Raw genomic sequence first — 17,487 nt, 5'->3', positions numbered from 1 at the left:
CCCGGGGTTTAGTAGAGAACCACGCCGCGAATGGATTCGCCGCGCTTCATCAGGTCGAAGCCCTTGTTGATGTCCTCCAGCGGCATGGTGTGCGTGATCAGGTCGTCGATGTTGATCTTGCCTTCCATGTACCAGTCGACGATCTTCGGCACGTCTGTGCGCCCGCGTGCGCCGCCGAAGGCCGAGCCTTCCCACTTGCGGCCGGTGACCAGCTGGAACGGCCGCGTGCTGATCTCGGCGCCCGCTTCGGCCACGCCGATGATGATGCTGCGGCCCCAGCCCTTGTGCGTGCATTCGAGCGCCTGGCGCATCACCTTGGTGTTGCCGATGCACTCGAAGCTGTAGTCGGCGCCGCCGTCGGTAAGCTGCACGATGGCGTCGACGACGTTCTCGGTGTCCTTGGGGTTGATGAAGTGCGTCATGCCGAACTTGCGGGCCATGGCCTCGCGCTCGGGGTTCAGGTCCACGCCGATGATCTTGTCGGCACCCACCATCTTGGCGCCCTGGATCACGTTCAGGCCGATGCCGCCGAGGCCGAACACCACCACATTGGCGCCGGCTTCCACCTTGGCCGTGAAGATCACCGCGCCGATGCCGGTGGTGACGCCGCAGCCGATGTAGCAGACCTTGTCGAAGGGCGCGTCCTCGCGGATCTTGGCCAGCGAGATCTCGGGGGCGACCGTGTAGTTGCTGAAGGTCGACGTGCCCATGTAGTGAAAGATCGGCTTGCCATCGAGGCTGAAGCGCGAGGTGGCGTCGGGCATCAGGCCCTTGCCCTGCGTGCCGCGGATCAGCTGGCACAGATTCGTCTTGCGGCTCAGGCAGAACTTGCACTGGCGGCATTCGGGCGTGTACAGCGGAATGACGTGGTCACCCTTCTTGAGCGTGGTGACGCCGGGGCCGACGTCGACCACGATGCCTGCGCCTTCATGGCCGAGGATCGCGGGGAAGATGCCTTCGGGGTCGGCGCCCGAGAGGGTGTAGTAGTCGGTGTGGCAGATGCCGGTGGCCTTGATCTCGACCAGCACTTCGCCGAATTTCGGGCCCTCGAGGTCCACGGTTTCGATGGTGAGCGGGGCTCCGGATTTCCAGGCGACGGCGGCTTTGGTTTTCATGGCGAGTGTGATTCTTCAGAAAGGCGAAGCGGTAAGGATACCCAGACGACGTTCAAACAGGGCCGGCGGGAAAGATTCCCGACATTCCCACAAAGCCGGGCAGGTGGCGAAAGTCCCAGACCCAGTTTCGCAGTGCGGGAAATTCATCGAGAGAAATGCCGCCTTCGCCGGCGAGCGCGACGTAGGGGAAGCAGGCGAGGTCGGCAATGGTCGGCTCGGGCGCGGATGCGAGCCAGCGCAGGCCCGCGCTGGCCTGCTCGGCGAGATGGTCGTCGAGCACGCGGAACACGGCGCGCGCGCCGCTGCGGCAGGCCTCGATGTCGAGGTGGTGGTAGCCCAGTGCGTCGTGCAGCCGCGCGGCCGAGGCGGTGCGGGTGATGTCGTCGGCAGTGGCGAGCCACATCGCGACCTGGCCGCGCAGCTTCGGGTCGTCGGGGTACCAGCGGCCTTGCGCGTCGTAGCGGCTTGCCAGGTAGACCAGGATGGCCTGTGCATCGCGCAGCACGAAGCCGTCGTCGTCGATCACCGGGAGCTGGCCGAGCGGGTTGATGTTCGCCAGGAATACGGCGGATTTGTGCTCGCGGCCGGGAAAGAAATCGACCGGCACCGTTTCGTACGCGACACCCAGCCAGGCCAGCATCTGCCGCACCTTGAAGCAGTTGCCCGACAGCGGGTAGTCGTAGAGCTTCAGCGTCGTCATGCCGCTGCCCTCACGCCGAAGCGCATGCCGCGCTCGCGCAACCATCGCCGGTAGGTGACGGAGGATGTGTCGCCGCGTGTCGGTGTTTCGGCGCGGCCTTCGAGCGGCATGCGCTTGAAGGCGTGGTTTTCCAGGATGGGCTTGTCCTGGCCGAAGATGGTGTGCTGGAAGGCGATGAGCTCGGCATCGGTGGAGTCGTCGTCGTAGCAGGCGAGCAGCGTGTGGGCGACAACGTGCTCGTCGTCGATGGGCTGAAGAAAGAGGCCGATCGCGTCGAGCGCGCCCGCACGGAAGCTCGATTTGTAGAGCATGGCCGAGAAGGGCTGCATCACGCGGTACTTGTAGAGCACCTCGCTGCCCGAATCGTGCGCGGCGGAAGCGCGCGGCTGCCAGAAGCGGCAGTCGGTGGCCCAGATCTCGCCGGTGGCGGGCTCGACCTGCACCTGGTACTGCGCCACCTCGGTGTGCGGCACCTTGCCGAGGTAGTCGGCATGCACGAAGGGAAAGTGCGCCATGTCGAGGAAGTTCTCGATCACGCGCAGGCCCGACACCGCGACGCCGATGCCGCCGCAGTCGATGATGCGGCGGCCGGGCTCGCTGTACTCCGGGAAGTCGAACAGGGCGCGCGCGGGTCGGCCGCTGGGGCAGACCCAGAAGTAGCCGTAGCGCGACTGCACAGTAAGCGGCTGGTCGCCGAGGCGGCATTGGGGCGTGCCGTCGGCGTCGGTCCAGAGCTGCACGGTTTCGCCGAGCAGGCGGGTCGTGCGGGGCGTGGTCGTCGCGGGCCCGACGACCAGCCAGTCGTCGAGCATGTTGGGGTCGTCGGTGACGAAGGGCATGGGGTGCTTTCAGCCTTGGGGCAGGGCTTCGATGCCGGCGCGCAGTTCGCGGGCGGCGGTGTGCAGGGTCTTCATGGCGGGGGAGTCGGGGGCTGCATCGGTCCACAGGTGGACGAAGGCAAGCCGGGGCTGGGCGTTGAGGACAAGGGCGACGGTGTTCACGTCGTCGAGCAGGCCGCGCCAGGCGGCTGAGACCGCATCGGCTGTCAGGCCGCGCTGTGCCAGCGTTTCTTGCACCGTGCCGGCGGGCGCACGCACGGTCAGCGTGCGGCAGAAGTGCCAACCTGTGGGGACGGCGCCTTCCAGTTCGGCGGGCGCGGGCGGCACTTCGGGCGACAGGTGAACCCACAGCATCCCTGCGGCCTCCATCGTGCCGAAGGTCTTCGCGCAGACGTTGCGCGGAGCCTGCATGGCCGGATGCGCCGGAATGCTGGTGCACTGCCCGCTGCCCGCCGCGTACTGCCAGCCGTGGTACGCGCAGGCCAGGCGGTTGTCGACGACCTGGCCCAGCGTGAAGCGCACGCTGCGGTGCGGGCAGCGGTTCTCCCAGGCCTGGGCGGTGCCGTCGGCGGCGCGCCAGAGCGCGAGCTCCTGGCCCTCGGCAAAGCCGGCGACGATGTTGGTGCCGGCGCGCAGGTCGGCCGAGCGCGCGACGGGGTGCCAGGTGGCGGTGTTCTGTGTGTTCATGGATCGTGGGGGAGCAAGGCTGGGCGCCGGTGATACCGTAACGCTTCCGCCGCACCGATGAAAGCCACATGAAGAGACGCTACTTTTCATTCCTGCAACGCCGGGCCTCATGAGCCGGATCGATCTCGCCCTTGTAGAGGCCTTCGTACTGATCGCCCGGAGCGGCAGTCTCACCAAGGCCGAAAGCCTCTCGGGTGTCTCCAAGGCCACCTTGAGCCGGCAGCTCACGCGGCTGGAGAAGTTGCTCGGCGCGCAGTTGCTGATGCGCAGCCCCCGCCGCATTGCGCTCACCGAGGCTGGCCGCGCCTTCTTTGCGCGCGGCGAAGGGCTGCTCGACGAAGTGACGGGCCGGCTCGAAGCGGCCAGCACCGAGATCCACGCGCTGGCGGCGGGCGTCTCGGGCGGCCTCTCGCTGCTGTCGGACACGCAGTTCAGCACCTCCTTCGTCTGCCATGTCGTCAAGCTGTTCCTGGAAATGCACCCGGACGTGCGCTGCCAGCTCGATGTGGCGAACGGCTTTCACGCGCCGCAGATCGGCGATGTCGACTGCTACGTGTGCTCCGAGCCGCCCGATGCGCCGAACCTCGTGGCCAAGCTGCTCGGGCGGCTGAACTACGGGCTGTATGCGAGCCCGCAGTACTTGGCACGCCGCGGCACGCCGCGGCACGCCGTCGTCGCCTGAAGAGCTGGCCACGCACCAGTCCATCGTGATGAAGGAGCCTTCGGTGCGCTCGCAGGTGCTGCTGGTGTCGGGTGCATCGAGCTTTGCCTTCCAGCCCGAGCCGGCCTTCGAGACCAACGACCACTGGGTCATGAAGACTTTCTGCATCGACGGCCTGGGCATCGCGCTGCTGCCGGCCTTCTTCGTGCGCCCGGAGCTGGAGCAGGGCGTGCTGGTGCCGGTGCTGCCGCAGTGGCAGCCCGAGCCGCGGCGCATTTACTGTGCCTACCAACGGCAGCGCTACATGGGGCAGAAGCTGCGCTCGTTCGTCGACCTGATGGCACGCTGCGTGGTCGACATCGATTCGTACAACTACTACGTCGGATCGTCTACGGCGCGGCGCCGCAGGACGGCCGCGAGACCATAATTGCAGACCGCCAGACCCTCATCCATCATGAAGAAAATCCTCGTCCTCAACGGCCCCAACCTCAACCTGCTCGGCACGCGCGAGCCCGAACAGTACGGACGCGACACGCTGGCCGACGTCGAGCGCCTGTGCAAGGACACGGGTGCGAAGCTGGGCGTGGAGATCGAATGCCGCCAGTCGAACCACGAAGGCGTGCTGATCGACTGGATCCAGGAAGCCGGCCGCGAAGTGGCGGCGGGCAACATGCTCGGCGTGGTGATGAACCCCGGCGCCTACACCCACACGTCGATCGCGCTGCACGATGCGATCAAGGGCGCGAGCGTGCCGCTGATCGAGCTGCACATCTCCAACGTGCACGCGCGCGAGGAGTTTCGCCACCACTCGTACATCTCGCCCGCGGCGAAGGGAATCATCGTGGGGCTGGGCGTGAAGGGCTACACCTTGGCCATCGCGGCCCTGGTGCCCTGACCCTCGTACTTCTAGTAGAGCTGCTTCGGCGCCGTGGCCTTCCAGCTGCGGCTGATGCGCCCGGCGCTGTCGATGCTTTCGAGGTGCACGTCGAAGCCCCAGAGCCGCGCGACGTGCTTCAGCACTTCTTCAGCCCCGTCGTGCAGCGGCAGGTTGTTGCGCTGCGTGTGACGCAGCGTCAGCGAACGGTCGCCGCGCGTGGCCACGCTCCACACCTGGATGTCGGGCTCGCGGCTGCTGATGTCGTACTGGCGTGACAGCGATTCGCGCAGCGCCTGGTAGCCGCTGTCGTCGTGGATGGCGGATACCTCCAGCTCGGCCTCGCTCTGGAAGTCGCGGATCGAGAACAGGCGGAAGTCGCGCATCGTCTTCGGGCTCAGGAACTGGCCGATGAAGCTCTCGTCCTTGAAGTTGCGCATCGCGTAGTCGAGCGTCTTGAGCCAGTCGCTGCCCGCGAAGTCGGGGAACCAGCGGCGGTCTTCCTCGGTCGGCTTCTCGCAGACGCGCCGCAGGTCGGTGTACATCGCGAAACCCAGCGCATACGGGTTGATGCCGCTGTAGGCGCGGTGTCCCACTGGCGGCTGGAAGATCACGCCCGTGTGCGAACTGAGCCATTCCATCATGAAGCCGTCGGCCAGCTGACCGCGGTCGTACATGGTGTTGAGCAGCGTGTAGTGCCAGAAGGTGGCCCAGCCTTCGTTCATCACCTGGGTCTGGCGCTGCGGGTAGAAGTACTGCGCGATCTTGCGCACGATGCGCACCACCTCGCGCTGCCAGGGTTCGAGCAGCGCGGCGTTCTTCTCGATGAAGTAGAGCAGGTTCTCCTGCGGCTCCGACGGAAAGCGTTTTGACGAATCGGACTCGGCCGCCTGCTCGCTCTTGCGCGGCAGCGTGCGCCACAGGTCGTTCACCTGCTGCTGCATGTGGCGCTCGCGCTCGGTACGCTGGGCGCTTTCTTGCGCCAGCGAGCGCTTCTGCGGGCGGCGATAGCGGTCGACGCCGTAGTTCATGAGCGCGTGGCAGGAGTCGAGCAGTTCCTCGACCGCGTCGAGGCCGTGGCGCTCCTCGCACTCGGCGATGTAGTGCCGTGCGTAGACGAGGTAGTCGATGATGGACGACGCATCGGTCCACATGCGGAACAGGTAGTTGCCCTTGAAGAAGCTGTTGTGGCCGTAGGCCGCATGCGCGATCACCAGGGCCTGCATGGCCATGGTGTTTTCTTCCATCAGGTAGGCGATGCACGGATCGGAGTTGATGACGATCTCGTAGGCCAGCCCCATGTGCCCGCGGCGGTAGTTCTTCTCGGTGGCGATGAACTGTTTGCCGTACGACCAGTGGCGATAGATCATCGGCATGCCCACGCTCGCGTAGGCGTCCATCATCTGTTCGGCCGTGATGACCTCGAGCTGGTTCGCGTACACGTCGAGGCCATAGCCCTTGGCGGTCTTGGCGATCTCGGTGTGGTATGTCTCGATGAGGTCGAATGTCCAGTCGGAAGGGCTGGGCAGGCGTTCGAGCCGGGGGGGGACGATGATGGCGCTCATGACGTGACCCCTTCCTTCTTGAACAGGTCGCGGAAAACCGGATAGATGTCTTGCGCGTCAGACACCTTGCGCATGGCGAAGTTGGGCGCGACGCCCTCGAGCTGCTGGTACTCCTGCCACAGGTTCTGCTCGGTCTCGGCCACCTGCACGTAGGCGTAGTAGCGCACCACCGGCAGGATGTTCTCGACCAGCAGCTCGCGGCAGCGGCCGCTGTCCTGGTGCCAGTTGTCGCCGTCGCTGGCCTGCGCGCCGTACACGTTCCATTCGCCGCTGGGGTAGCGCGCCTTGATGATCTCGTCCATCAGTACCAGCGCGCTCGACACCACGGTGCCGCCGGTTTCGGTGGCGTGGAAGAACTCTTCTTCAGTCACCTCCTGCGCCTGCGTGTGGTGGCGCAGGAACACGAGGTCGATGGTCTCGTAGTGCCGCGTGAGGAACATGTACAGCAGCATGAAGAAGCGCTTGGCCATGTCCTTGCGCGCCTCGTCCATCGAGCCCGACACGTCCATGAGGCAGAACATCACGGCCTTGGCACTGGGCACCGGCGTCTTCACGCGGTTGCGGTAGCGCAGGTCGATGGGGTCGATGTAGGGCACGTGCCGCATGGTGCGGCGCAGCTCGGCGATGCGCTCTTCGGTCTCGCGGATTTCCTTCTGGATGAGCGCTGAAGTGACCTGCGGATGCAGCTTCAGGTGTTCGAGGTGCGCTTCCAGGCGCTTGAGCTCCTTGCGCGGTTCGCCGCCCAGCGCGATGCGGCGGGCGAGCGCACCGCGCATCGAGCGCACCACGTGCAGGTTGTTGGGCGAGCCGTCGCTGGTGAAGCCGGCGCGGTGGCTCTTCCACTCGGGCACGTCGGCGATCTGCGTGCGAATGAGGTGCGGCAGCGCGAGGTCGTCGAAGAACACGCGCATGAACTCTTCGCGCGTGAGGCGGAAGACGAAGTCGTCCTCGCCTTCGCCGCTGTCGCTGGCCTCGCCGCTGCCGGAACCACCGCTGCCCCCGCCTTCGGGGCGCTTGATGCGGTCGCCTTTCAGGTACTCCTGATTGCCTGGGTGCACGTACTCGCGGTCGCCGCCGCGTGCATGGCCGAACACCGGTTCGGACACGTCGTGGCGCGGCAGGGTCACGTCTTCGCCTTGCTCCAGTTCGCGGATGTTGCGGCCGCTGACGGCGCGTCTCACCGCTTCCTGGATCTGCCCCTTGTAGCGCCGAAGGAAGCGCTCGCGGTTGCCAATGGACTTGTTCTTGCCCGATAGCCGGCGGTCGATGATCTGCTGCAGGATGGCCACGATGTTGTCAAAGCTCCTTGCAAAGAGAGAACGAACGAAGGGTCGTCTTTTTTATGAACTCTTGCGCACCCGCAGATACCACTCGCAGAGCAGGCGAACCTGCTTGGCCGTGTAGCCCTTCTCGACCATGCGGGTCACGAAGTCTTCGTGCTTCTTCTGTTCGTCGGCGCTGCTCTTGGTGTTGAAGCTGATCACCGGCAGGAGCTCTTCGGTGTTGGAGAACATCTTCTTCTCGATCACCGCGCGCAGCTTTTCGTAGCTGGTCCACGCCGGGTTGCGCCCCGCGTTGCCGGCCCGTGCGCGCAGCACGAAGTTGACGATCTCGTTGCGGAAGTCCTTGGGGTTGCCGATGCCGGCGGGCCGCTCGATTTTTTCGAGTTCGCCATTGAGCGAGGCGCGATCGAACACTTCGCCGGTGTCGACGTCGCGGAACTCCTGGTCCTGGATCCAGTAGTCGGCGTAGGTGACGTAGCGGTCGAAGATGTTCTGGCCGTATTCGCTGTAGCTCTCGAGGTAGGCGGTCTGGATCTCCTTGCCGATGAACTCGGCGTAGCGCGGCGCCAGCAGTTCCTTGATGTAGCTGATGTACTTCTGCTCGATCTCGGGCGCGAACTGCTCGCGCTCGATCTGCTGTTCGAGCACATACATCAGGTGCACCGGGTTCGCGGCCACTTCCGAGCTGTCGAAGTTGAAGACCTTCGAGATGATCTTGAAGGCGAAGCGCGTGGACACACCGCTCATGCCTTCGTCGACGCCCGCGTAGTCGCGGTACTCCTGGATCGACTTGGCCTTGGGGTCGGTGTCCTTGAGGTTCTCGCCGTCGTACACCTGCATCTTGCTGAAGGTGCTGGAGTTCTCGGGCTCCTTCAGGCGCGTGAGCACCGAGAGCTGGGCCATCATGCGAAGCGTTCCGGGCGCGCAGGGTGCCTGGGCCAGCGACGAGTTGCGCACGAGCTTCTCGTAGATCTTGATTTCTTCCGAGGCGCGCAGGCAGTAGGGCACCTTGACGATGTAGATCCGGTCGAGGAAGGCCTCGTTGTTCTTGTTGTTGCGGAAGGCCTTCCACTCGCTCTCGTTGCTGTGCGCGAGCACGATGCCGTCGAACGGGATGGCGCCGAAGCCTTCGGTGCCCTTGAAGTTGCTTTCCTGCGTTGCCGTGAGCAGAGGGTGCAGCACCTTGATGGGCGCCTTGAACATTTCCACGAACTCCAGCAGGCCCTGGTTGGCCAAGCACAGGCCGCCGGAGTAGGCGTAGGCGTCCGGATCGTCCTGGGCATAGGTTTCGAGCTTGCGGATGTCGACCTTGCCGACCAGCGAGGAAATGTCCTGGTTGTTCTCGTCGCCGGGCTCGGTCTTGGCGACGGCGATCTGCCGCAGCACCGACGGGAAGCGCTTGACAATCTTGAACTGGCGGATGTCGCCGCCGTACTCCTCGAGCCGCTTGACGGCCCAGGGCGAGAGAATTCGATTCAGGTACCGGCGGGGGATGCCGTATTCTTTTTCAAGGATCTCGCCGTCTTCGAGCGTGTCGAAGAGGCCGAGCGGGGATTCGTTCACCGGCGAGCCCTGGATGGCGTAGAAGGGCACGTGCTCCATCAACTGCTTCAGGCGTTCGGCGATCGAGCTCTTGCCGCCACCGACCGGGCCCAGCAGGTAAAGGATTTGCTTCTTTTCTTCCAGCCCCTGGGCTGCGTGTCGGAAATAGGACACCACCTGTTCTATGGCGTCTTCCATGCCATAGAACTCCTTGAACGCCGGATAGATCTTGATGACCTTGTTGGCGAAGATGCGCGAAAGACGGGGGTCGTTGCGCGTGTCGACCAGCTCCGGGTCGCCGATGGCCTTGAGCATGCGCTCGGAGGCAGTGGCGTAGGCCGTGGGGTCACGCTTGCAGATATCCAGGTAGTCCTGCAGCGAGATGACTTCCTCGCGGGTGCGCTCGTAGCGGGCGGCAAAGTTGCTGATCACATCCATGGTCACGCCTCCATCAAGTCAGTGGGCTTTTAGCCCGATGGCGTGCAGCAAAGGCCTTGCGCAACATTTAAAGGTGTGCCTGCCCATGGCTGCATGCCGCGGAAAACTCCCTTACAACAATCTGCTAACAATCAGCATAAAGCAAAGATTGAACCCGGCAAATCATTTGTTAATTCAGAACCACACGGACGAGTAAAGTTCAACGAAAAACAAGGAACAAATTTCCGGATTTCAGTTAAATTCAAAGGCTCGCTTTCCCAATTCTCCCCGGGTGAAAACACCTATGCCAAATGGCTATCGTCCGTTTTTGCCTTTTCTCCGGGAAAGCATCGCCTATTGAGCCTCAGGGCTCAAAAAAACGGGCGTCTCCTGCAATAACGCGCGGTCTGTCGTTTGGTTTATTGCACAGCCAAAAAAAATATAAAAGCAATCCTCGCGCCACTTTTTGATGGGCCGCTTGCGCGTGTTGGCGTGGGAAGGAAGCTTGGGCGCGGGTCGGCATGTACCGCAGAGGTGCAAGACGCACTGCCAATGTGCCTGCTACGGGCCTGGGAGGCCTGGATGCACCAGTCCGGCGACTCCAGCATGACAAAGGGCCGCTAAGCGGCCCTGGTTGGAGGTGGTGGCATCCACTGAAGTGAAGCCCCCGGCGTTACATATCTCAGATGGAGAACAGGTCCGACGTGTAACGCTGGCGCCGGATCAGGCAGGGATTCAGGCAACTGGCCAGTCCCTGCACGCCTTTGGTGCTCACAAGGCAGCTCAGCTGAAGAATTCCTTCGCCTTGTCGAACCAGCCCTTGTCGGTCGGGCTGTGCTTCTCGCCGCCCTTCTTGAGCGACTCGTCGAGGTCCTTCAGCAGCTTGCGCTGGAACTCGGTGAGCTTCACAGGCGTCTCGACGCGCACGTGGCAGTAGAGGTCGCCGGGGTAGCTCGAGTTCACGCCCTTGATGCCCTTGCCGCGCAGGCGGAACTGCTTGCCGCTTTGCGTGCCTTCGGGAATGTCGATGGCCGCCGCGCCCTTGAGCGTGGGCACGTTGATCTCGCCGCCCAGCGCCGCCGTGGTCATGCTCACGGGCACCACGCAGTGCAGGTTGTCGCCGTCGCGCTCGAAGATGTCGTGCTTCCTGAGCCGGATCTCGATGTACAGGTCGCCCGGCGGGCCGCCGTTGACGCCGGGCTCGCCGCTGCCGGTCACGCGCATGCGCTGGCCGTCGTCGATGCCTGCGCGGATCTTCACTTCGAGCGTCTTGTTGCGCTTGATCTTGCCCTGGCCGTGGCACACGGTGCAGGGCTCGGGAACGATTTTGCCGCTGCCGTGACAGGTAGGGCAGGTCTGCTGCACGCTGAAGAAGCCCTGGCGCATCTGCACCGCGCCCGCGCCGTGGCAGGTCGTGCAGGTGATGGGCTTGGTGCCGGGCTTCGCGCCCGAGCCATGGCAGGTGTCGCACTCGTCCCAGGTGGGGATGCGGATCTCGGTGGTCTTGCCTTCTGCAGCCTCTTCGAGCGAGATCTCCATCGCGTAGCTCAGGTCGCTGCCGCGGAACACCTGGCGGCCGCTGCTGGTGCGGCCTCGGCCGCCGCCGCCGAACACGTCGCCGAAGATGTCGCCGAAGGCTTCCGCGAAGCCTCCGAAGCCTTCCGCGCCCGGGCCGCCGCGCATGTTGGGGTCGACGCCGGCATGGCCGTACTGGTCGTAGGCCGCGCGCTTCTGTCCGTCGGACAGCATTTCGTAGGCTTCCTTCACCTCCTTGAACTTGGCCTCGGCCTCCTTCGAGGTGTCGCCGTGGTTGCGGTCGGGGTGGTGCTTCATCGCAAGCTTGCGATAAGCCTTCTTGATTTCTTCCTCGCTCGCGTTCTTGGGGACGCCGAGGGTTTCGTAGTAGTCGCGTTTGGTGGCCATGGCAGGTCGATCAGCAGATCAGGGAAGCAGCGGGAACTCGGGTAACTTGAAGCGAGAAAGGCTGGAGCACCTTTTCAGGTGTTCCAGCCTTGCTCAAGGGACTGAAGATCAGCCCTTCTTGACTTCCTTCACTTCGGCGTCGACCACGTTGTCGTCGGCCTGTGCGCTTGCAGCAGCTTCCGCGCCACCCGGGCCGGAGGCGGCCGAGGCGCCGGCCGCGGCCTGCGATTCGGCGTACATCTTCTCGCCCAGCTTCTGGCTTGCGGTCATCAGCGTGTTGGTCTTTTCCTCGATCGCGGTCTTGTCTTCACCCTTGAGGGCTTCTTCCAGGTCCTTGATCGCTGCTTCGATCGCGTCCTTCTCGGCGGCTTCGAGGCTTGCACCATGTTCGCCCAGCGACTTCTTCACGCTGTGCACCATTGCCTCGCCCTGGTTGCGCGCCTGCACGATTTCGAGCTTCTTCTTGTCGTCTTCGGCGTTGAGTTCGGCGTCCTTCACCATCTTCTGGATCTCGTCCTCGGACAGGCCCGAGCTCGCCTTGATGGTGATCTTGTTTTCCTTGCCGGTGCCCTTGTCCTTCGCGCCGACGTGCAGGATGCCGTTGGCGTCGATGTCGAAGCTCACCTCGATCTGCGGCGTGCCGCGCGATGCCGGCGGAATGCCTTCGAGATTGAATTCGCCGAGCGCCTTGTTGCCCGCGGCGATGTCGCGCTCGCCCTGGAACACCTTGATGGTCACGGCCGGCTGGTTGTCTTCGGCGGTCGAGAAGGTCTGCGCGAACTTCGTCGGGATCGTCGTGTTCTTGGCGATCATCTTCGTCATCACGCCGCCCATCGTTTCGATGCCCAGCGACAGCGGGGTCACGTCGAGCAGCAGCACGTCCTTGCGGTCGCCCGAGAGCACCTGGCCCTGGATGGCGGCGCCGACAGCCACGGCTTCGTCGGGGTTCACGTCCTTGCGCGGCTCCTTGCCGAAGAAGGCCTTCACCTTGTCCTGCACCTTGGGCATGCGGGTCATGCCGCCGACCAGGATCACGTCGTTGATGTCGCCCACACTGATGCCGGCGTCCTTGATGGCCACGCGGCAGGGAGCGATGGTGCGCTCGATCAGCTCGTCGACCAGGCTTTCGAGCTTGGCGCGGGTGAGCTTGATGTTCAGGTGCTTCGGACCCGAGGCATCGGCCGTGATGTAGGGCAGGTTGATGTCGGTCTGCGCGCTGTTCGACAGTTCGATCTTGGCCTTTTCAGCGGCTTCCTTCAGGCGCTGCAGGGCCAGCACGTCCTTGCTCAGGTCGACGCCCTGGTCCTTTTTGAACTCGCCGATGATGTAGTCGATGATGCGCTGGTCGAAGTCTTCGCCGCCCAGGAAAGTGTCGCCGTTGGTCGACAGCACTTCGAACTGCTTCTCGCCGTCGACGTCGGCAATTTCGATGATCGACACGTCGAAGGTACCGCCGCCGAGGTCATACACGGCGATCTTGCGGTCGGCCTTGTCCTGCTTGTCGAGGCCGAAGGCCAGGGCGGCAGCGGTGGGCTCGTTGATGATGCGCTTGACGTCGAGGCCCGCGATGCGGCCGGCGTCCTTGGTGGCCTGGCGCTGGGCGTCGTTGAAGTAGGCCGGCACCGTGATCACGGCTTCGGTCACGGTTTCGCCGAGGTAGTCTTCGGCGGTCTTCTTCATCTTGCGCAGGATGTCGGCGCTGACCTGTTGCGGGGCCATCTTCTTGCCGCGCACTTCCACCCATGCGTCGCCGTTGTCGGCCTTGGCGATGGTGTAGGGCATCAGGTCGATGTCCTTCTGGACTTCCTTTTCCTCGAACTTGCGGCCGATCAGTCGCTTGATCGCGTACAGCGTGTTCTTGGGGTTGGTAACGGCCTGGCGCTTGGCCGAGGCACCGACCAGCACTTCACCGTCTTCCTGGTACGCGACGATCGACGGCGTGGTGCGCGCACCTTCCGAGTTCTCGATCACACGCGTGGTGTTGCCTTCCATGATCGACACGCACGAGTTGGTGGTGCCGAGGTCGATGCCGATGATCTTTGCCATGTTCTTTACTCCTGAAAGCCTGAAAAATATGTTGTTATGAACTTGTGGATAACCCGTCGCGATTCAAGGTATGAAGCGGGGATTTCCTGTGGGAATCTTGTGTGCCGGCGAACGCTGGTGTGCGTTGCTTACTTCGGCGCGCTGACCGTGACCAGTGCCGGGCGCAGCACGCGCTCGTTGATGGTGTAGCCCTTCTGCAGCACGCTCACCACGGTGTTCGGCTCCTGGTCGGCGGGCACCACCGAGATGGCCTGGTGCTGGTGCGGGTCGAACTTGGTGCCGGGTGCGGGGGCCACTTCGATCACCTTGTTGCGTTCGAGCGCGCTCTTGAGCTGGCGCAGCGTGGCTTCGGCGCCTTCGCGGATCTGCTCGGGGGTGGCGTCCTTGATGGCCAGGCCGGCTTCGAGGCTGTCGGTCACCGGCAGCAGGCTCTCGGCAAAGGCCTCGACGGCGAACTTGCGGGCCTTGGTGATCTCGTCGTCGGCGCGGCGACGGGCGTTCTGCACATCGGCCTGGGCGCGCAGGTACTGGTCGGCCAGTTCGGCATTCTTGGTCTGCAGGGCGGCGAGCTCGCCTTGTGCCACGGCCAGGGCGTCGAGCGCCTCGGCTTCATTGGCGGCGTGCGCAGCCTCCAGTTCTTCGGGGCTTGGCTCGCCTTGCAGCATTTGAGAATTCTGTGCGGATTGTTGCGGGTCAGACATTTTTCAAAGAACCGGCGTGTGCCGGAAAACAAACGTTAGCCAGCCACATGGGGCTGGCCCAAAGCATTTCAAGCGAAAAAACGCGGCCAAAAGGGCCGCGGAGGCATGAAAAAGGCCCGGAATCGGGCCTTGGAGCCGTCGGCTCGAATGCTCAGTGTGCGTCCAGGAGCTCGACGTCGAACTTCAGCGTGGCGTTCGGCGGGATCACGCCGCCGGCGCCGCGAGCGCCATAGCCCAGCGATGCGGGAATGATCAGCGTGCGCTTGCCGCCGATCTTCATGCCGGCCACGCCTTCGTCCCAGCCCTTGATGACCTGGCCCGCGCCCAGCGAGAACGCGAACGGGTCGTTGCGGTCGCGGCTCGAATCGAACTTGGCGCCTTGCACGCCGTCGTTGTAGAGCCAGCCGGTGTAGTGCACGTGCACGTGCTGGCCGGCCTTGGCTTCGGCGCCGGTGCCGACTTCGGTGTCTTCGTATTGCAGGCCGGAGGAAGTGGTGGGCATGAGAAACGCTCCTTGCGTCGATGTGAGATCAGTGGATCGAAGGCGCGGAGTTTACCGATGCCGGACAGGCAGGCCTGTGGTCCGTCAGCTCTGGCTGGTGTCGTCGGAAGGGGGCGCGGGTGTGGACGCAGGTGCCGCCACCGGGGCCGGAGCGGGTGCGGCCGCTGGAGAAACCGGCGCGGCGGGCGATGCGACCGCTGCGGGTGCCGCTGCTTTCTTGAGTTGTCCCAGTTGCCATTTGCCGGCAAAGGCCTGCAGGTCGGAAAGGCGCTTGAGCAGGTCCTGGCCGCTGAGCGTGAGGCTGTAGCCGTCGCTGCCGTGGCCGACGATGCCGGCCTCGCGCAGTTCCTTGATGCGGGTGTTGAGCGTGTTGGGAGTGATGCTGCCCACGCTGTCCTGAAGCAAACGGAAGGTCTGCGCATGGCCGTCGCGCAGGGCCCAGAGCACGCGCAGCGCGTAGCGGGCTTCGAGCAGGGCGAGCAACTGGCTGACGGCTGCGTTTTCCTTGGTACTCATCGACATCATCTCCTCGAAGCGTTCTTGTGGTTGGTATGAACCGTCTCGTTGGCCGGCGACTATAGCGCAATCGATGAGGATGCTACTAGTTTTATAGCTGTCAGGGCATGCTGCATGCGGGTTGTGAGACAAACACTCACAAATTGGTGTAGTTGGCCATGGCTTCGCCCAGGCGGATCGCGCGGGTGGGCGACCAGTCCGGATTGAAGGCCAGCGCGGGCGCCGGGAACAGCATGACGACCGTCGACCCCAGCAAGAAACGGCCCATCTCGTCGCCCTTGCGGATGTCGATCTGCTGGTCGGTGTAGTGCCACTCGCGCAGCTCGCCCACGCGCGGCGGATTGACCACGCCATGCCACACGGTGGCCATGCTGCCGACGATGGTGGCGCCCACCAGCACCAGCACGAAGGGCCCATGCGCCGATTCGAAGACGCACACCACGCGCTCGTTGCGCGCGAACAGGCCGGGCACGCCGCGCGCCGTGGTGGGGTTCACCGAGAACAGGTCGCCCGGCACATGGATCATGCGCACAAGCCGCCCGTCGCAGGGCATGTGGATGCGGTGGTAGTCCTTGGGGCTCAGGTACAGCGTGGCGAAGCTGCCGTGCGCGAACTTCGTGGCCAGCACGGCGTCGCCGCCGACCAGTGCGGTGGTCGTGTAGTTGTGGCCCTTGGCCTGGAAAATCTGGTCGCCCTGGATCGCCCCGTACTGGCTGATCGCACCGTCCACGGGGCAGACCAGGTCGGCCTGCGCGAGCGGCCGCGCACCGGGCTTGAGTGCGCGCGTGAAGAACTGGTTGAAGCTCTTGTAGTGCTGGATGTCCGACTCGAGCGCCTCGCCCATGTCCACGCCGTACTTGGCCACGAAGCGCCGGATGATCCACGTCGTCACGGCGCCCCGTTCCTTGCCCGCAACCCAGCCGGCGAAATTGGTCAGGGCCTGCTTGGGGAACAGGTATTGGGGCAGTACGGCAGAGCGGTCGGACACGTGGGGAAGGCCTGGAATGCGGAATCGGAGGGGCATTCTATAAAGCGCTTCTTCCTCGGGGCGTAGGAAGCTTCCCTTGGTTCGCCCGGCCCGCAGTCAGCCGGTCAATCGGCCTTGATGCCTGCCGCCTTGATCACCTGCGCCCACTTCTCCACCTCGGCCTTCTGGAACGCCGCGATCTGCGTGGTGCTCAGGTCGGTCGGCTCCATGCCGAAACCCTTGAGCTTGTCCTGCATCTCGGGCGTTGCGAGGATCTTGCGGATCTCGGTGTGCAGCCTGTCGACGACCGGTGCAGGCGTGCCCGCAGGCACGAAGATCGCCTGCCACGACACCACCTCGAAGTCTTGCAGTCCCGGCACGCCCGACTCGGCCACCGTCGGCACGTCGGGCATCGAGGCTAGGCGCTTCGACGACGTGACTGCAATTGCGCGCAGCTTGCCGCTCTGGATGTGCGGACCCGCGACCACCGTGGTGTCGAACATCATGTCGACCTGTCCGCCGATCACGTCCTGGATCGCCGGGCCGCTGCCCTTGTACGGAATGTGAGTGAACTTCACGCCCGACTTGAAGGCCAGCAGTTCCAGCGCCAGGTGCTGCGAAGTGCCCGTGCCGGCCGAGGCCGACGAGAGCCCGCCCGTCTTGGCCTTGCTGGCCGCGATCACGTCCTTCAGCGTCTTGTACGGGCTCGCCTGGTTCACCACCAGCACCACCGGGTTGGTGCCGATCAGCGTCACCGGCGCGAACGACTTCTGCGGGTCGTAGCCGATCTTCGGATACAGGCTCACGTTGATTGCGTGCGAGCTGATGGTGCCGCCGATCAGCGTGAAGCCGTCCGGCGCTGCACGCGCGCCGACTTCCGAGCCAACGCTGCCGCCGGCGCCGCCCTTGTTGTCGATGATCACGCTGGTGCCCAGCACGGTGCCGAGCTTCTGCCCGATCAGCCGGCCCAGCACGTCGGTGGTGCCGCCCGCCGGAAAGGGCACGAGGTAAGTGATGGCTTTGCCCGTCGGCCAGCTGTTGCTGCTCTGCGCGAAGGCCACCGGAAGACCGGCGGCGAGCGAAGAGGCGAGGGCGGTGCGAATGAGTGTGCGGCGTTGCATGCGAAGGTCTCCTGTTGAAGTGTGGTGC

At 64.4% G+C, this 17,487-nt stretch carries 17 protein-coding genes; 3 read left to right on the top strand and 14 right to left on the bottom strand.

The features are described from left to right. Nucleotides 1-8: 8 nt before the first annotated feature. The 4 genes from ACZYSP_RS08000 to ACZYSP_RS07985 are packed head-to-tail and all read right to left on the bottom strand — an operon-like array spanning nt 9 to nt 3,341. Entirely contained in the window at nt 9-1,115 is a 1,107-nt protein-coding gene (locus ACZYSP_RS08000; RefSeq protein ID WP_097201034.1) for an S-(hydroxymethyl)glutathione dehydrogenase/class III alcohol dehydrogenase, read from the bottom strand. A gap of 52 nt (nt 1,116-1,167) precedes the next feature. Next, nucleotides 1,168-1,815, bottom strand: coding sequence for a glutathione S-transferase family protein (locus ACZYSP_RS07995; RefSeq protein ID WP_097198691.1), 648 nt, complete (start codon nt 1,813-1,815; stop codon nt 1,168-1,170). Continuing rightward, a complete protein-coding gene (locus tag ACZYSP_RS07990) occupies nt 1,812-2,654 on the bottom strand; it encodes an aromatic ring-hydroxylating dioxygenase subunit alpha (RefSeq protein ID WP_489013559.1) in 843 nt (280 codons plus the stop codon). Before ACZYSP_RS07990 ends, ACZYSP_RS07995 begins: the two co-directional genes overlap by 4 nt. 9 nt (nt 2,655-2,663) lie before the next feature. Then, nucleotides 2,664-3,341 carry a Rieske 2Fe-2S domain-containing protein gene (locus ACZYSP_RS07985; protein ID WP_489013557.1) on the bottom strand — a complete coding sequence of 226 codons (678 nt, stop codon included), beginning with the start codon at nt 3,339-3,341 and terminating at the stop codon, nt 2,664-2,666. Nucleotides 3,342-3,450: 109 nt separating this feature from the next. Here ACZYSP_RS07985 and ACZYSP_RS07980 point away from each other — a divergent pair, with 109 nt between their 5' ends. The 3 genes from ACZYSP_RS07980 to aroQ are packed head-to-tail and all read left to right on the top strand — an operon-like array spanning nt 3,451 to nt 4,897. Then, the gene (locus tag ACZYSP_RS07980) at nt 3,451-4,023 is read left to right on the top strand and encodes a LysR family transcriptional regulator (protein ID WP_489013555.1); all 573 of its coding nucleotides are present in this window, start codon (nt 3,451-3,453) and stop codon (nt 4,021-4,023) included. Beyond that, nucleotides 3,965-4,429, top strand: coding sequence for a LysR substrate-binding domain-containing protein (locus ACZYSP_RS07975; protein ID WP_489013553.1), 465 nt, complete (start codon nt 3,965-3,967; stop codon nt 4,427-4,429). The genes ACZYSP_RS07980 and ACZYSP_RS07975 overlap by 59 nt, the downstream gene beginning before the upstream one ends. Nucleotides 4,430-4,456: 27 nt before the next feature. After that, nucleotides 4,457-4,897 (top strand): type II 3-dehydroquinate dehydratase, encoded by a 441-nt coding sequence (gene aroQ / locus ACZYSP_RS07970; protein ID WP_093051415.1) that lies wholly within the window; start codon nt 4,457-4,459, stop codon nt 4,895-4,897. An 11-nt stretch (nt 4,898-4,908) separates the two neighbouring features. Here the strand turns inward: aroQ and ACZYSP_RS07965 are convergent, their stop codons facing one another. The 10 genes from ACZYSP_RS07965 to ACZYSP_RS07920 form a co-directional block, all read right to left on the bottom strand. Further along, nucleotides 4,909-6,441: a SpoVR family protein gene (locus ACZYSP_RS07965; protein WP_093051412.1), complete on the bottom strand. Its 1,533-nt coding sequence runs from the start codon at nt 6,439-6,441 to the stop codon at nt 4,909-4,911. Then, nucleotides 6,438-7,730, bottom strand: a complete 1,293-nt coding sequence (locus ACZYSP_RS07960) for a YeaH/YhbH family protein (RefSeq protein ID WP_093051409.1) — start codon at nt 7,728-7,730, stop codon at nt 6,438-6,440. The genes ACZYSP_RS07965 and ACZYSP_RS07960 overlap by 4 nt, the downstream gene beginning before the upstream one ends. A gap of 51 nt (nt 7,731-7,781) precedes the next feature. Then, the gene (locus tag ACZYSP_RS07955; protein ID WP_093051862.1) at nt 7,782-9,704 is read right to left on the bottom strand and encodes a PrkA family serine protein kinase; all 1,923 of its coding nucleotides are present in this window, start codon (nt 9,702-9,704) and stop codon (nt 7,782-7,784) included. A 762-nt stretch (nt 9,705-10,466) separates the two neighbouring features. Then, on the bottom strand, nt 10,467-11,606 hold the full coding sequence (dnaJ, locus tag ACZYSP_RS07950; RefSeq protein WP_093051406.1) for a molecular chaperone DnaJ: 1,140 nt from the start codon (nt 11,604-11,606) through the stop codon (nt 10,467-10,469). 108 nt (nt 11,607-11,714) lie between these two features. Next, nucleotides 11,715-13,652, bottom strand: a complete 1,938-nt coding sequence (dnaK, locus tag ACZYSP_RS07945; RefSeq protein ID WP_093051403.1) for a molecular chaperone DnaK — start codon at nt 13,650-13,652, stop codon at nt 11,715-11,717. 128 nt (nt 13,653-13,780) lie between these two features. Then, the gene (gene grpE, locus ACZYSP_RS07940) at nt 13,781-14,353 is read right to left on the bottom strand and encodes a nucleotide exchange factor GrpE (RefSeq protein WP_093051400.1); all 573 of its coding nucleotides are present in this window, start codon (nt 14,351-14,353) and stop codon (nt 13,781-13,783) included. Nucleotides 14,354-14,504: 151 nt separating this feature from the next. Continuing rightward, complete coding sequence (locus tag ACZYSP_RS07935; protein ID WP_093176996.1) at nt 14,505-14,855, bottom strand: FKBP-type peptidyl-prolyl cis-trans isomerase; 351 nt, start codon at nt 14,853-14,855, stop codon at nt 14,505-14,507. An 84-nt stretch (nt 14,856-14,939) separates the two neighbouring features. Further along, on the bottom strand, nt 14,940-15,371 hold the full coding sequence (locus tag ACZYSP_RS07930) for a winged helix-turn-helix transcriptional regulator (protein ID WP_093077949.1): 432 nt from the start codon (nt 15,369-15,371) through the stop codon (nt 14,940-14,942). A 136-nt stretch (nt 15,372-15,507) separates the two neighbouring features. Beyond that, complete coding sequence (gene asd, locus ACZYSP_RS07925; RefSeq protein ID WP_489013547.1) at nt 15,508-16,359, bottom strand: archaetidylserine decarboxylase; 852 nt, start codon at nt 16,357-16,359, stop codon at nt 15,508-15,510. Nucleotides 16,360-16,463: 104 nt separating this feature from the next. Continuing rightward, nucleotides 16,464-17,459: a Bug family tripartite tricarboxylate transporter substrate binding protein gene (locus tag ACZYSP_RS07920; protein WP_489013545.1), complete on the bottom strand. Its 996-nt coding sequence runs from the start codon at nt 17,457-17,459 to the stop codon at nt 16,464-16,466. Between the last annotated feature and the right edge of the window lie 28 nt (nt 17,460-17,487).

The sequence above is a fragment of the Variovorax sp. F042 genome (assembly GCF_057814215.1).
This window is presented reverse-complemented; position numbering and strand designations above follow the sequence as displayed.